This is a genomic window from Pseudomonas sp. O39, from assembly GCF_045447295.1.
Classification (GTDB): Bacteria; Pseudomonadota; Gammaproteobacteria; order Pseudomonadales; family Pseudomonadaceae; genus Aquipseudomonas; species Aquipseudomonas antarctica_A.
The window spans coordinates 1-12,918 of record NZ_JBJGXV010000033.1; the positions used below are offsets into that span (position 1 = coordinate 1).

The 12,918-nt window shown below is 60.7% G+C and carries 11 protein-coding genes; 4 read left to right on the forward strand and 7 right to left on the reverse strand.

Annotated elements, in window-relative coordinates; all coding sequences use genetic code 11:
* Nucleotides 1-204: 204 nt before the first annotated feature.
* A complete protein-coding gene (locus ACI77D_RS27510; protein WP_064451049.1) occupies nucleotides 205-840 on the reverse strand; it encodes a TetR/AcrR family transcriptional regulator in 636 nt (211 codons plus the stop codon).
* Between the two features lie 93 nt (nucleotides 841-933).
* Here ACI77D_RS27510 and ACI77D_RS27515 point away from each other — a divergent pair, with 93 nt between their 5' ends.
* Genes ACI77D_RS27515 through ACI77D_RS27525 form a run of 3 tightly spaced genes read left to right on the forward strand, consistent with a single transcriptional unit; the run spans nucleotide 934 to nucleotide 5,702 of the window.
* Complete coding sequence (locus ACI77D_RS27515) at nucleotides 934-2,034, forward strand: efflux RND transporter periplasmic adaptor subunit (RefSeq protein WP_221294080.1); 1,101 nt, start codon at nucleotides 934-936, stop codon at nucleotides 2,032-2,034.
* Nucleotides 2,035-2,040: 6 nt separating this feature from the next.
* Nucleotides 2,041-5,106 (forward strand): efflux RND transporter permease subunit, encoded by a 3,066-nt coding sequence (locus ACI77D_RS27520; protein ID WP_064451051.1) that lies wholly within the window; start codon nucleotides 2,041-2,043, stop codon nucleotides 5,104-5,106.
* Between the two features lie 2 nt (nucleotides 5,107-5,108).
* The gene (locus ACI77D_RS27525) at nucleotides 5,109-5,702 is read left to right on the forward strand and encodes a LysE family translocator (RefSeq protein ID WP_064451052.1); all 594 of its coding nucleotides are present in this window, start codon (nucleotides 5,109-5,111) and stop codon (nucleotides 5,700-5,702) included.
* 482 nt (nucleotides 5,703-6,184) lie between these two features.
* Here the strand turns inward: ACI77D_RS27525 and ACI77D_RS27530 are convergent, their stop codons facing one another.
* From ACI77D_RS27530 to plsB, 3 genes are read right to left on the reverse strand one after another with little or no spacing between them, the layout of a single operon-like run.
* The gene (locus ACI77D_RS27530; RefSeq protein ID WP_064451053.1) at nucleotides 6,185-6,874 is read right to left on the reverse strand and encodes a DUF4197 domain-containing protein; all 690 of its coding nucleotides are present in this window, start codon (nucleotides 6,872-6,874) and stop codon (nucleotides 6,185-6,187) included.
* A 39-nt stretch (nucleotides 6,875-6,913) separates the two neighbouring features.
* Nucleotides 6,914-7,315 carry a YbaY family lipoprotein gene (locus ACI77D_RS27535; RefSeq protein ID WP_407017895.1) on the reverse strand — a complete coding sequence of 134 codons (402 nt, stop codon included), beginning with the start codon at nucleotides 7,313-7,315 and terminating at the stop codon, nucleotides 6,914-6,916.
* A gap of 51 nt (nucleotides 7,316-7,366) precedes the next feature.
* On the reverse strand, nucleotides 7,367-9,886 hold the full coding sequence (gene plsB, locus ACI77D_RS27540) for a glycerol-3-phosphate 1-O-acyltransferase PlsB (RefSeq protein ID WP_407017896.1): 2,520 nt from the start codon (nucleotides 9,884-9,886) through the stop codon (nucleotides 7,367-7,369).
* Between the two features lie 182 nt (nucleotides 9,887-10,068).
* On the opposite strand from plsB, the gene ACI77D_RS27545 reads away from it, so the two are divergent.
* A complete protein-coding gene (locus ACI77D_RS27545) occupies nucleotides 10,069-10,278 on the forward strand; it encodes a cold-shock protein (protein ID WP_032891681.1) in 210 nt (69 codons plus the stop codon).
* A 70-nt stretch (nucleotides 10,279-10,348) separates the two neighbouring features.
* Here the strand turns inward: ACI77D_RS27545 and ACI77D_RS27550 are convergent, their stop codons facing one another.
* The 3 genes from ACI77D_RS27550 to dapE are packed head-to-tail and all read right to left on the reverse strand — an operon-like array spanning nucleotide 10,349 to nucleotide 12,741.
* Nucleotides 10,349-10,726 (reverse strand): hypothetical protein, encoded by a 378-nt coding sequence (locus ACI77D_RS27550; protein WP_064451056.1) that lies wholly within the window; start codon nucleotides 10,724-10,726, stop codon nucleotides 10,349-10,351.
* Between the two features lie 54 nt (nucleotides 10,727-10,780).
* A complete protein-coding gene (locus ACI77D_RS27555; protein ID WP_064451057.1) occupies nucleotides 10,781-11,590 on the reverse strand; it encodes a putative RNA methyltransferase in 810 nt (269 codons plus the stop codon).
* On the reverse strand, nucleotides 11,590-12,741 hold the full coding sequence (gene dapE / locus ACI77D_RS27560; protein ID WP_221294084.1) for a succinyl-diaminopimelate desuccinylase: 1,152 nt from the start codon (nucleotides 12,739-12,741) through the stop codon (nucleotides 11,590-11,592). Before dapE ends, ACI77D_RS27555 begins: the two co-directional genes overlap by 1 nt.
* Nucleotides 12,742-12,918: the final 177 nt, after the last annotated feature.

Genomic DNA, 12,918 nt, shown 5'->3' on the forward strand with positions numbered 1-12,918 from the left:
ATGTCAGCCGTGACCCAAACAACGGATATGTACTCAGCGCCCCCCGACAACCACAGCACTCAACCCGTAAAAAAAATGTGTAGATACCTATGCTCATCGCAGGCAAGCCCTGCTCCCACAGGAGAATGCATTCCAGCATGAGAACACGGTCAACGGTGGGAGCTGGCTTGCCTGCGATAGCGCCAGTAAGGGCGGCACAAGACTTCAGGCCCTATAGGCCCGCATAAACAACCCCACCACTTCCTGCACATGGGCTTCGGCGGCTTCCTCATTCAGTGGCCCGCCGCAGCCATACAGCAAGCAGAAATTCGCCGTGCCCTTGAGCAGGCAAAAGAAATGCTCGGCCGCCGTCAACGGTTTGTCGATGCTCAGGGCGCCGCTCTGGTCGATCCGGCTGAGCAGGCGCTCCATGCCCTGCAGCATGCGCATGGGACCGGCTTCGAAGAAAATCTGCGAGAGTTTCACGTCCTGATTGCCGGTGGTCATCATCAGGCGATGCAGGTTCACCGACTCCTCGCTGTTGATCAGCCGATGGAACCCCCGCGCGATGTTCAACAACACAGTCTCCACCGGCATGCCTTCGGGCAATTCGAAGTACATCACCGGCAATTGCTCCTCGCACTTGGCCACGACGGCGGCGGTGAACAAGGTCTCTTTGTCGGTGAAGTGGCTGTAGACCGTCAGTTTTGACACGCCGGCCTCCAGGGCCACGGCATCCATGCTGGTGCTGGCGTAGCCATTGCTCAAAAACAGAATTTTAGCTGCTTCGAGAATTGCCTGGCGTTTTGCCATGTCCTTGGGACGCCCGGGGCTATTGGTGTTCACTCGATTGTCGGACATTTTCACCTTTAATACTGGACTGGCGAGTTTGGTATTAATAACATACCGGCCAGTATAATTATTCCTAGCTCCATTTGCGAAAGGTCCTTCAGCATGCGCAGCACTTTCCTGCCCCTTGCGTTGCCTGTCAGCCTGGTCTTCCTATTGGCCGCCTGCGGCCATGAAGAAGCGGCCCAAACCACTGTCCGCCCGGCGATGGTGGTGCAACCGCAGCCTTCCGCCCAGGCAATGGACAGCTACCCGGGTGAAGTACGTGCCCGTTATGAGCCGGATCTGGCCTTTCGTATTGGCGGTAAAGTCAGCAAGCGGCTGGTGGAGGAGGGCGAGCGGGTCAAGGCTAACCAGCCGCTGGCAGAGCTCGACCCGCAGGATGTGCGCCTGCAACTGGAAGCCACGCGTGCCCAGGTTGCCGCCGCCGAGGCCAACCTGAGCCTGGTGCGCGCCGAGCGTGACCGCTACAAGACCCTGATGGACCGTCAGATGGTCAGCCGCTCGCAGTACGACAATTCCGAAAACCTTTACCGATCCGGTGAAGCGCGCCTGAAGCAGATAAAGGCCGAATTCGATGTATCGAGCAACCAGGCTGGCTATGCGGTGCTGCGCGCCCCACAGGACGGTGTCGTCGCCAAGCGCGCGGTGGAAGTCGGCCAAGTGGTGTCCGCCGGCCAAACCGTGTTCACCCTGGCCACCGATGGTGAGCGCGAAGTGCTGATCAGCCTGCCCGAGCAAGGCTTCGGCCGGTTCAAGATCGGCCAGCCGGTGTCGGTGGAGTTGTGGAGCCAGCCAGACCAACGCTTTACCGGGCGCATCCGTGAGTTGTCGCCCGCAGCCGATCCTAAATCGCGCACATTCGCTGCTCGCGTCGCCTTCACGGGTGGCAAAGTCCCGGCCGAACTGGGCCAGAGTGCCCGAGTTTTCATACAGGCTGACGGCGTAATTCCTCTGTCGGTACCGCTGTCTGCCCTGAGTGCGGAGAACGGCGCGTCCTTCGTTTGGCGTGTGCAACCTGACAACACGCTGAAACGCACACCGGTGCGCATTGGCGCCTTTGGCGAGAAAACCGTGCCGGTCCTCGAAGGCTTGGCCCCCACCGACTGGGTGATTGCAGCGGGCGTGCATGTGCTTCATGAGGGCCAGCAAGTGCGCCCGGTGGATCGCTCCAACCGAGTTGTGAATCTGGCGGCCAAGGAGTAGTCCCCGATGGGTTTCAATCTTTCCGAATGGGCGTTGCGTAATCGCCAGATCGTACTGTTCCTGATGATCCTGCTGGCTGTGGTCGGCACTCTGTCCTACACCAAGCTGGGGCAAAGCGAAGACCCACCGTTCACGTTCAAGGCCATGGTCATCAAGACCAATTGGCCCGGGGCCACCGCCCAGGAAGTCTCGCGCCAGGTCACCGAGCGTATCGAGAAAAAACTCATGGAGACTGGCGACTACGAGCGCATCGTTTCCTTCTCGCGGCCCGGTGAGTCGCAAGTCACCTTTGTGGCCCGCGACTCGATGCACTCCGCGCAGATTCCGGACCTGTGGTACCAGGTGCGCAAGAAGATCAGTGACATTCGCCAAACCTTGCCGCCGGACATCCAGGGGCCGTTTTTCAACGATGAGTTCGGCACCACCTTCGGCAATATCTACGCGCTGACCGGCGATGGCTTCGACTACGCCGTGCTCAAGGACTACGCCGATCGCATCCAGATTCAACTGCAGCGTGTGCCGGATGTGGGCAAGGTCGAGCTGCTTGGGCTGCAGGACGAGAAAATCTGGATCGAGCTGTCCAACCTCAAACTGGCCACCCTTGGCCTGCCTCTGGCGGCAGTGCAGCAGGCATTGCAGGAGCAGAACGCCGTGTCTACGGCCGGCTTCTTTGAAACCCCGACCGAACGTGTGCAACTGCGCGTGTCAGGCAACTTCAAAACTGTGGATGAGATCCGCAGTTTCCCGATTCGCGTGGGTGACCGCACGTTCCGCATTGGAGACGTGGCCGACATCCACCGTGGCTTCAACGACCCACCGGCACCGCGCATGCGTTATATGGGCGCGGACGCCATCGGCCTGGCCGTGGCCATGCGTGATGGCGGCGACATTCTGGTATTGGGCAAGGCCCTCGAAGGCGAATTCGCACGCCTGCAGAAGAACCTTCCGGCTGGCATGGAACTGCGCAAGGTGTCGGACCAGCCGGCGGCAGTGAAAACCAGCGTCGGTGAATTCGTCCAAGTATTGGCCGAGGCGTTGGCCATCGTCTTGCTGGTGAGCTTTTTCTCACTTGGGGTGCGCACCGGTATGGTCGTGGCCCTGGCGATTCCGCTGGTGCTGGCGATGACCTTTGCAACCATGTATTACCTCGGTATCGGCCTGCACAAAATCTCCCTCGGTGCGTTGGTGCTGGCCTTGGGGTTGCTGGTCGACGACGCCATCATCGCCGTGGAAATGATGGCGATCAAAATGGAGCAGGGTTACGACCGGATCAAGGCCGCCAGCTTTGCCTGGACCAGCACCGCGTTCCCCATGCTGACTGGCACGTTGATCACGGCGGCGGGCTTCCTGCCGATTGCCACCGCACAATCGAGCACCGGCGAATACACCCGTTCGATCTTCCAGGTGGTGACCATTGCTCTGCTGGCCTCGTGGGTCGCCGCGGTGGTGTTTGTGCCATATCTAGGAGAGAAACTCCTGCCGGACCTGGCGAAAATTCACGCGGCCAAACACGGCACCGATGGCCCCGATCCTTACGGTACGCCGTTCTACCAGCGCGTAAGACGTTTGGTTGAATGGTGTGTGCGTCGACGCAAGACAGTGATTGTCCTGACCCTGCTGCTGTTTATCGGCTCGGTGGCGCTGTTCCGATTTGTGCCGCAACAGTTCTTTCCCGCTTCCGGTCGCCTGGAGTTGATGGTTGACCTGAAACTGGCGGAAGGCGCTTCCCTGAGCAACACTGCCGACCAGGTCAAACGCCTGGAAGCCTTGCTCAAGGAGCATGCAGGCATCGAAAACTATGTGGCCTACGTCGGCACCGGTTCGCCGCGTTTCTATCTGCCCCTGGACCAGCAACTGCCGGCTGCAAGCTTCGCGCAATTTGTGGTGCTGGCCAAAACCATCGAAGAGCGTGAAAGCCTGCGCACCTGGCTGATCGAAACCCTTAACGAGCAATTCCCCGAACTGCGCTCGCGGGTCACGCGCCTGGAGAACGGCCCGCCCGTGGGCTATCCGGTGCAGTTTCGTGTGACCGGCGAACACATCGAAGAAGTCCGTGCCTTGGCCCGCAAAGTGGCGGCCAGGGTGCGCGAAAATACCCATGTGGTTAACGTGCATCTGGACTGGGAAGAACCTAGCAAAGTTGTCTACCTCAGTATTGACCAGGACCGCGCCCGTGCCCTTGGCGTGAGCACCGCCAACCTGTCGAAATTCCTGCAGAGTTCACTGACCGGTTCCACCGTCAGCCAATTTCGCGAGGACAACGAGTTGATCGAAATCCTCCTGCGCGGCACCGTGCATGAGCGCACTGAGTTGTCGTTGCTGCCGAGCCTGGCGGTGCCGACCGACAATGGCAAAAGCGTGGCGCTGTCGCAGATTGCCACCCTCGAATACGGCTTCGAAGAGGGCATTATCTGGCATCGCAACCGCCTGCCGACCGTCACCGTGCGCGCCGACATCTACGGCAAGGAACAACCAGCGACGCTGGTGCAGCAGATACTGCCAACACTCGCAGGCGTGCGTGCAGAACTGCCGGACGGCTACTTGCTCGAAGTTGGCGGCACGGTCGAGGATTCCGCCCGTGGCCAGAACTCGGTCAAGGCCGGTGTGCCTCTGTTCATCGTGGTGGTGCTGACTCTGCTGATGCTGCAACTGCGCAGTTTCTCACGCACTGCGATGGTGTTTCTGACGGCACCGCTGGGCTTGATCGGGGTGACCTTGTTCCTGCTGGTATTCCGCCAGCCCTTCGGCTTCGTCGCCATGTTGGGGACCATCGCCTTGTCGGGGATGATCATGCGCAACTCGGTGATCCTGGTGGACCAGATCGAACAGGACATCAAGGCTGGATTGGCGCCATGGCAGGCGATCATTGAAGCCACCGTCCGACGCTTCCGCCCGATTGTGCTGACAGCCCTGGCGGCGGTGCTGGCGATGATTCCGCTGTCACGCAGCGTGTTCTTCGGGCCGATGGCGGTGGCGATTATGGGAGGATTGATTGTGGCGACGGCGTTGACCCTATTGTTCTTGCCAGCCCTGTATGCTGCGTGGTTCCGAGTGAGGAAGGACGTCGCGTAATCATGCTGGCCACCGTTTCAGCCCTGATGTTGTTGTTGCTCGCCCCAGGCCCGACCAACACCCTGCTGTTCCGTGCGGGGGTGTTGTTCGGGTATCGGGCTTCGTGGACGCTGGTCTTTATCGAATGCCTGGCCTACTTGTTACAGGTGTCGGTGTGGGGCGTGGCGTTGCTTTATCTCGCGGCCTATTCGCCAGGGATGTTGAACATCACGCAACTGGCGGCGGCCTGCTACTTGTTGTATGTCTCGTTCAAGCTGTGGCAGCGCAAAAGCAGTGCTATCACTGCGACCGGGGATGGTTTTTCCGGCCTGTATTTTTTCTGGCTCACCGTGATGAACCCCAAAGGCCTGCTGATCGTTTCGTTTATCGCACCGGCCAGCGCCTTTGCTTCGCTGCAAGGCTATATAGGGTTCATGACCACCCTTGCGTTGGTGGTGATACCGGTAGGGGCTGCGTGGATCGTGCTGGGCAGCCGCTTTGAAGGCATTCAGAAGACGTGGCTCACTCCATTGAAGATCAACCGCGCGACATCCGTGGCCATCGGCTGTTTTGCAACGATCATGATCGGGCGGCTGGCGAGTTCGGTCATTCATTGATTTACATGCTGATGCAAACAGGCATCGGCGGCTGTGGAACGTTCGCCTTTTTCACTCCACTCAGCATTGCCTGATGGACAGGCACGGGTTTCGACTTCGCCTGTTGGGGGTCGGGCCTGATTCAATGAGTTTATGGAGTGTCATATGTCGTTTTGTACTGCGATTGCTGCTTTCAAAGAGGCGTTTTTCGAGGCATTGGTGGGCAATCATTTGCCTCGCAAACAGGTTGAGACCACCAGGGCGAAGAGACCGGTGTATGGACAGCCCGGGCCTCGCCGCCCTTATTCCGCCCAGCCAGTTGTAGGGCATACCCAATCCGCCAAGCCGAGCCACGGTAAACCGCACCCACAGCCATACCCGATCTGTGAGCAGCCATTGCCCTACAGGCCTTTGTATCCGCTGTTTCGCTAGCGCAAGACAACTGCGCCCAGGTGTGTCAGGAACTACCTGGGCGCAGAAGAGTGAAGGGTGACTCTGAGATATTACAGCGCGCCAAACACCTTCTTCGCCAGGCTGGTGGCCGCAGCCGCCGGGTTCTTGCGAATGGTTTCTTCCTGCTGCGCAATCATTTTGAACAAGCCGTCCAGCGCCTGTTCGGTCACGTAGCTTTCGACGTTGGCACTTTTGGCATCAACCGCGCCAAATGCCGCGGCCTTGCCCGCCAGGGCGTTGTACTGCTGTGCCACGCCAACCTTGTCGGTGGCGGCCTTGACGATCGGCAGGAACTTGGCGCGGATCTCTTCGCGGCTGCTTTTGTTCAGGTATTGAGTCGCCGAGTCCTGGCCACCGGTGAGGATGCCCTTGGCGTCGGTCACGCTCATGTTTTTTACCGCATTGACCAGAATCGGTTGCGCCTGGGTCACGGCAGTTTCAGCCGCCTTGTTCATGCTGGTTTCCAGCTGTGTGACTTGATCACCCATGCCGAACATCTTCAGCTTGTCGGCCACTTTGCCGAGCTTGCCTGGCAGACCGATTTTCACTTCCGGGTTGTTGCTGAAACCACCGGGTACGCCCAGTTGTTTCACGGCGATCTGTGCGCCCTGGGTCAGTGCGTCCTTGAGGCCGCCGCTGGCGTCGCTCTGGGACAGGCTGCCAAGTGACAGCGCCATGGCGTTGGCGCCAAGCAGCAGGCCGGCGCACAGGGCTGTGAGGCGAAGGGAGTTACGGAGCATGGGCGCTTCCTTTTGATCGGGCTTATGTTCTGGAAAATATCAGTGTGCGACCGCATCCACCCGCAGGCGCAGCGGTTGTGGGTCTTGACCATTAAGCTGCACAGCGTGCCGTTCGGTGGTGATAAACAGTAGCTTGCCATCCAGCTCGATACGAGCGCTCACCGAGTAAGTGTGCCCTGGCTTGATGTGGGCCGGGTCGTAGCTCAGGTGAAACGGCAGTGGCACCTGGCCTTTTACCGGGCCTTTCTGTTCGGCGAGGGTCACGGCCGGGGCGTCCATCAAGGATACGTCCTGCAGGCTGACGCTCAAGGTGGCGGCGGGCGGCAGGGCAATGCGTTGCAGGTAGAACACTTCGCCGTCGAGGCTGGCTTTGGCGGCGGGGTTCATGGATTGGCAGGCTCCGAGCAGGGCGGTCAGGCCGAGGAGGAGGATCTTTTTCATGGTACAGCTCCTTTTCAACGGCGCCGGAATCCGCCCGACGCCTCATTCAATCTAGCGGCTTTCTTCAGGTTTGACCGGCCCAGAGTCGACTGGCGCCTCGGCTGCGCCATCAACGCGATGCAACGCCACCTGCCGGATCGACAGGCGAATATCGGCTGGCAGCACGCGCTTCGCTGCGCCTTCAGCCAGTTCACCGAGCAGGTCGTGGTAGCTCAACTTGCCGGCTTCATCGCGGCGCAGCACATCTTGCTCCAGCAAAGTCTGGATGAAATGTCGGAAAAGGCTCTTGTCGAAGAACTCCGGGGCATTGAGGCCATGCAGGATCGACAGGCGCTGGGCCATGATCGTGCACAGGTCTTCCAGCTCCTCGGCGCTGATGCTGTTCTGGCCGCTGTTGAGCAGCAGCGAGATCGCCATGTAGAAGCGTTGCAGGGTCTGGGCGATGCTCTTGGACAGCAGCGTCAGCAGCACAAAGTGCCGCGAACTGGGGGCCGGGCGCAGGTAGACGTCGTTTTCGAAGCGCAGCAGGCCTTGCTCGACAAACGCCTCAAGCCACTGGTCAACCACCGCGTCCAACTCCTCCAGCGACCAGCGGATAAACAACTCCGATTGCAGGTACGGATAGAGCGCGCGGGTGTAACGCAGGATTTGTTCGCGACTCATCCGCGAGCTGCTTTGGAAGAAGCTTGCCAGCAGTGCGGGCAGGGCGAAGATGTGCAGTACGTTGTTGCGGTAATAGGTCATCAGGACGGCATTCTGCTCGTCCAGGTACAGGATCTTGCCCAGGGCGTCACTTTGCTCGGACAACAGGTCCATGTCCTTGACGTGCTTGATCAACGCCATGCCATCGCCTTCCGGCAACGTGGTATGCGACGAGTACGGCACGCGGCGCAGCAGCGCGAGGTACAGGTCCAACTGACGCGCCATGGCCTGTTCGTCCAGGGCCAGGCGGGTGGTGGACAGTAGCGCCAGCGCCACCAGGTTCACCGGGTTGACTGCGGCGGCTTCGTTCAAGTGGCGCGCCACCTGCTCACCGAGGCGGTTGGTGGTTTCGTTGAGCCAGGCGGGTTTGTAGTTCGGCCCCAGCTCCTGGCTGCGCCAGTCAGGTTGCTCGGTGTCGAGGAACTCGGCCAGCTTGATCGGTTCGCCGAAATTGACCGCGACTTGGCCAAAGCGCTGCTTGAGCGCGCCGACCACTTTGAAAATATCAAAGATCGATTCTTTCTTCTTGCTCGCGCCACGCAGCTCGCCGAGGTAAGTGCGGCCTTCCAGCACACGCTCATAGCCGATATACACCGGCACAAACACGATCGGCATGCGCGAAGAGCGCAGGAAGCTGCGCAGGGTGATTGCCAGCATTCCGGTTTTCGGTTGCAGCATGCGCCCGGTGCGCGAGCGCCCGCCTTCCACGAAGTACTCCACCGGGAAACCCTTGGTGAACAGCGTGTGCAGGTATTCGTTGAACACCGAGGTATACAGCGGGTTGCCCTTGAAGGTGCGGCGCATGAAAAACGCACCGCCACGGCGCAGCAGGCTGCCGATCACCGGCATGTTCAGGTTGATGCCGGCGGCGATGTGCGGCGGGGTCAGGCCATTCTTGAACAGCAGGTACGAGAGCAGCAGGTAGTCGATATGGCTACGGTGGCAAGGCACGTAGATCACCTCATAACCCTGGGCAACCTTTTGCACACCCTCGATGTTATTGACCTTGATGCCGTCGTAGATCTTGTTCCAGAACCAGCTCAGTACCACTTCGAGAAAGCGGATCGCGGTGTAGGTGTAGTCCGAGGCGATCTCGTTGCCGTAGCGCAGGGCCTGGGCCTTGGCTTTTTCCGGGGTGATTTTTTCGCGTTCGGCCTCTTCGCTGATGGCTTGGCGCACCAGCGGCATATTGACCAGGCCCTTCACCAAATTGCGGCGGTGGGACAGGTCAGGACCGATCACGGCGGTCTTCAGGTTACGAAAGTGCACACGCAGGATGCGCTGGGCCATCCGCACGGTGCGTTCGTGACCTTTATTGTGCTCGATCAATTCACGCAGGTTGATAGGCGCGGAGAATTGTACGCGGGTCTTGCGACCCAGGATCAGGATGCTCAACAGCCGGCGTAGACGGCCGGTGACGGCCCAGCTGTCGGCAAACAGCAGTTTCCATGGGCTGGACTCGCTCTCGGGCGACTGCCCCCAGAACACGCTGACGGGAATGATTTGTGCATTCTCTTCGGCGTGTTCGGTCAGGGTGTTGACCAGCCGGGTCAGGGTCGGCGGCGCGCCGCGCTTGTCCTGGCGGCCAAGCCAGTCCGGCTCCGGCGTGAGGTAGAAGAATGCGGCGGGTTCGATCAGCGAGCCTACCGATACCGGCAGCACCGGGCGCGGCAGGCCGGCCTTGGTGCACTCGGTATCGACCACGGCCAATTCGGTGAGGGAGGGCGATTGCAGGACGTAGAACACCGGCCGGCTGCGGTCGAGGTTAAGGGTTAGGGACGACTGGTTGATCGTCTCGGAGCGAACCCAGAGGTACAACAGTCGGCGCAAGGTGCCAAACACCAGACGGCGGAACGGGGAGCGGGTCATAGGCGTGCTGCTTCAAGTGGAAAAAACCGAGCAGGCGCTCGGGTGGGTAGTGTGCCGTATTCGCCGAAAATCGGCAAAAAAGCGGCGATGTAAACTTGAGTTGATCGTTTTTGAGCCTGTCTTATACTCGGCAGTTCAATGCGAACGACTCAACAATAAAAATGCATGTGGGAGTAAGACAGATGGCAACGCGCGAAACCGGCAATGTGAAGTGGTTCAACGATGCAAAAGGCTATGGCTTTATTCAGCGTGAGGACGGCAAGGATGTGTTTGTGCACTACCGCGCCATTCGCGGTGATGGCCACCGTTCATTGGCCGAAGGCCAGCAGGTGGAGTACGCCGTGGTGACCGGCGAGAAGGGGTTGCAGGCGGAGGATGTGGTCGGCCTGTAAGGCCGAGCCGCAAGTGACAAGCCTCAAGCTGCAAGCGGTTTTGCTTGAGGCTTGAGGCTTGTAGCTGCTCTTAAGCCGTTTTCCAGGTGATCTGCTCTTCACCGTCCACGCTGATGCGAATCCAGGTGTCAGCGCTTTCCTCGCCTTCTTCCTCAACCCAGGTACCCGGCGCGCAACGCACTTCGACGTTCAGCGCAGCAAACGCAGCGCGGGCGCAGGCGATGTCGTCGTCCCACGGGGTCTGGTCGCTTTCCAGGTACAGGCTGTTCCATTTGCCGACGGCTTTTGGCAGCCAGGTGACCGGCACGCTGCCGGCCTTGCACTTGTAGGTCTGGCCTCTCTGGACCCAGTCGGTGCACGGGCCCAGGGCGGCGCCCAGCCAGGCGGCAATGGCCTTGTAGTCGACGTCGGCGTCCTTCAGGTAAATCTCGATATCAGGTTGGCGCATGGATGTTCCTCGTTGCGGGATTCGAAAATCCATTCGCGGATGCTTAAAAGTCGGTTATTGAAGCACGAAATAATCGTAGCGCATCGACACAGTGACCTGCAGCGGCTCGGCGGCCTCAATCACTTCGGCGCGGCGCTCGGCACTCGCGCGCCAGCCGTGGGGCGTCATCGCCAGCAGGTTGGCGCGGTCTTTGGGTTCGGCCAGGCTCAGGGTGAACGCCAGGGTTTCGCTGTGGGCCAGGCTCATGCCGTCCGGCACCAGGGCCAAATGCTTGTCGTCGGTGTATTCACGCACTTCGTCGTACAGGCGCTCGCGCAGTTCCATCAGGTGGCCCGCGGTCGGGCCAACCTTCATCAAGCCGCCACCGGGGCTGAGCAGGCGTTTGGCCTCCTGCCAGTCCAATGGGCTGAACACGCTGGCGAGGAACTGGCAGCTGGCATCGGCCAACGGCACGCGGGCCATGCTGGCGATCAACCAGGTCAGCGCCGGGTTGCGTTTGCACGCGCGCTTGACGGCTTCCTTGGAGATATCCAGCGCGTAGCCGTCGGCATCGGGCAGGGCTTCGGCGAGTTGCGCGGTGTAGTAACCCTCGCCACAGCCGATGTCCACCCAACGCTGTGGCGCACGCTCGGCGGCCAGTTCGGCCAGGCGCTTGGCCACCGGGGCGTAGTGCCCGGCGTTGAGGAAGTCGCGGCGTGCTTCGACCATGGCCAGGTTATCGCCCGGGTCGCGGCTGTTCTTGTGCTGCACCGGCAACAGGTTCAGGTAACCCTGGCGCGCACGGTCGAAACGGTGCCCGACCGGGCACGCCACGCCATTGTCCACCGCGTTGAGCGGTGCGCTGCAAATGGGGCAAGCGAGCATCAGGCGAGCAACTTGATCAGGGTTTGGTAATAGATTTCGGTCAGCACGTCGAGGTCGCTGGCCAGGATACGTTCGTTGACTTGGTGGATCGTCGCGTTGACCGGGCCCAGCTCGACCACTTGGGTGCCCAGCGTGGCGATGAAACGCCCGTCGGACGTACCGCCGCTGGTGGAAGCCTTGGTCTCGCGGCCGGTAATTGCCTTGATGCTGGCCGATACCGCATCCAGCAACGCGCCCGGTTCGGTGAGGAACGGCAGGCCTGACAGCGCCCACTCTACGTGCCAGTCCAGGCCATGTTTGTCGAGGATCGCCGCAACGCGCTGTTGCAAGCCTTCCACGGTGGATTCAGTGGAAAAGCGGAAATTGAACACCGCCGTCAGGTCACCGGGGATCACGTTGGTGGCGCCGGTGCCGGAGTTGAGGTTGGAAATCTGGAAGCTGGTCGGCGGGAAGAAGGTATTGCCGTCGTCCCAATGCTCGGCGGCCAATTCGGCCAGGGCCGGTGCGGCCAGGTGGATCGGGTTCTTCGCCAGGTGCGGATACGCCACGTGGCCTTGTACACCGCGCACGGTCAGGGTGGCGCCGAGAGAGCCACGACGGCCGTTCTTGACCACATCGCCCACCAGGGTCGTGCTTGACGGTTCGCCGACGATGCACCAGTCCAGGCGCTCCTTGCGTGCCGCCAGCCGCTCGATCACAGCCTTGGTGCCATGGTGCGCCGGGCCTTCTTCATCGCTGGTGATCAGGAAGGCTACCGAGCCCTTGTGGTCCGGGTAGTCGGTAACGAAACGCTCGGATGCCACCAGCATTGCCGCCAGGCTGCCTTTCATGTCTGCCGCACCACGGCCGCAAAGCATGCCGTCTTCGTCGATCAACGCGTCGAACGGGTCGTTCTGCCAGGCCTGCACCGGGCCGGTCGGGACCACGTCGGTGTGGCCGGCAAAGCACAGCACCGGGCCTTCATGGTTGCCGTGGGTGGCCCAGAAGTTGTCCACGTCCTCGATGCGCATTGGCTCAAGCTTGAAACCGGCGTCGCCCAGGCGCTGCATCATCAGCTTCTGGCAGTCGGCGTCGATCGGTGTGACCGACGGGCGACGGATCAGGTCGATAGCGAGTTGAAGGGTCGGCGAAAGGTCGGCATGGGCCGTCATGGGGAAACTCCGGGAAGCGTGTAAGGGGCGCGCAGGACGAATGTGGAATACAGATCTTGAAACGGCGCAGGTTCAATGTGGGAGCTGGCTTGCCTGCGATAGCATCGCCGCGGTGTACCTGCCAGACCGCGGCGTCTGCATCGCAGGCAAGCCAGCTCCCACAGAAAGCAGGGCTGG

What these genes read in the sequence shown, in the direction of transcription:
- ACI77D_RS27510 (WP_064451049.1), bottom strand. Translation starts at nt 840, where the DNA reads ATGTCCGACAATCGAGTGAACACCAATAGCCCCGGGCGTCCCAAGGAC.
- ACI77D_RS27515 (WP_221294080.1), top strand. Translation starts at nt 934, where the DNA reads ATGCGCAGCACTTTCCTGCCCCTTGCGTTGCCTGTCAGCCTGGTCTTC.
- ACI77D_RS27520 (WP_064451051.1), top strand. Translation starts at nt 2,041, where the DNA reads ATGGGTTTCAATCTTTCCGAATGGGCGTTGCGTAATCGCCAGATCGTA.
- ACI77D_RS27525 (WP_064451052.1), top strand. Translation starts at nt 5,109, where the DNA reads ATGCTGGCCACCGTTTCAGCCCTGATGTTGTTGTTGCTCGCCCCAGGC.
- ACI77D_RS27530 (WP_064451053.1), bottom strand. Translation starts at nt 6,874, where the DNA reads ATGCTCCGTAACTCCCTTCGCCTCACAGCCCTGTGCGCCGGCCTGCTG.
- ACI77D_RS27535 (WP_407017895.1), bottom strand. Translation starts at nt 7,315, where the DNA reads ATGAAAAAGATCCTCCTCCTCGGCCTGACCGCCCTGCTCGGAGCCTGC.
- plsB (WP_407017896.1), bottom strand. Translation starts at nt 9,886, where the DNA reads ATGACCCGCTCCCCGTTCCGCCGTCTGGTGTTTGGCACCTTGCGCCGA.
- ACI77D_RS27545 (WP_032891681.1), top strand. Translation starts at nt 10,069, where the DNA reads ATGGCAACGCGCGAAACCGGCAATGTGAAGTGGTTCAACGATGCAAAA.
- ACI77D_RS27550 (WP_064451056.1), bottom strand. Translation starts at nt 10,726, where the DNA reads ATGCGCCAACCTGATATCGAGATTTACCTGAAGGACGCCGACGTCGAC.
- ACI77D_RS27555 (WP_064451057.1), bottom strand. Translation starts at nt 11,590, where the DNA reads ATGCTCGCTTGCCCCATTTGCAGCGCACCGCTCAACGCGGTGGACAAT.
- dapE (WP_221294084.1), bottom strand. Translation starts at nt 12,741, where the DNA reads ATGACGGCCCATGCCGACCTTTCGCCGACCCTTCAACTCGCTATCGAC.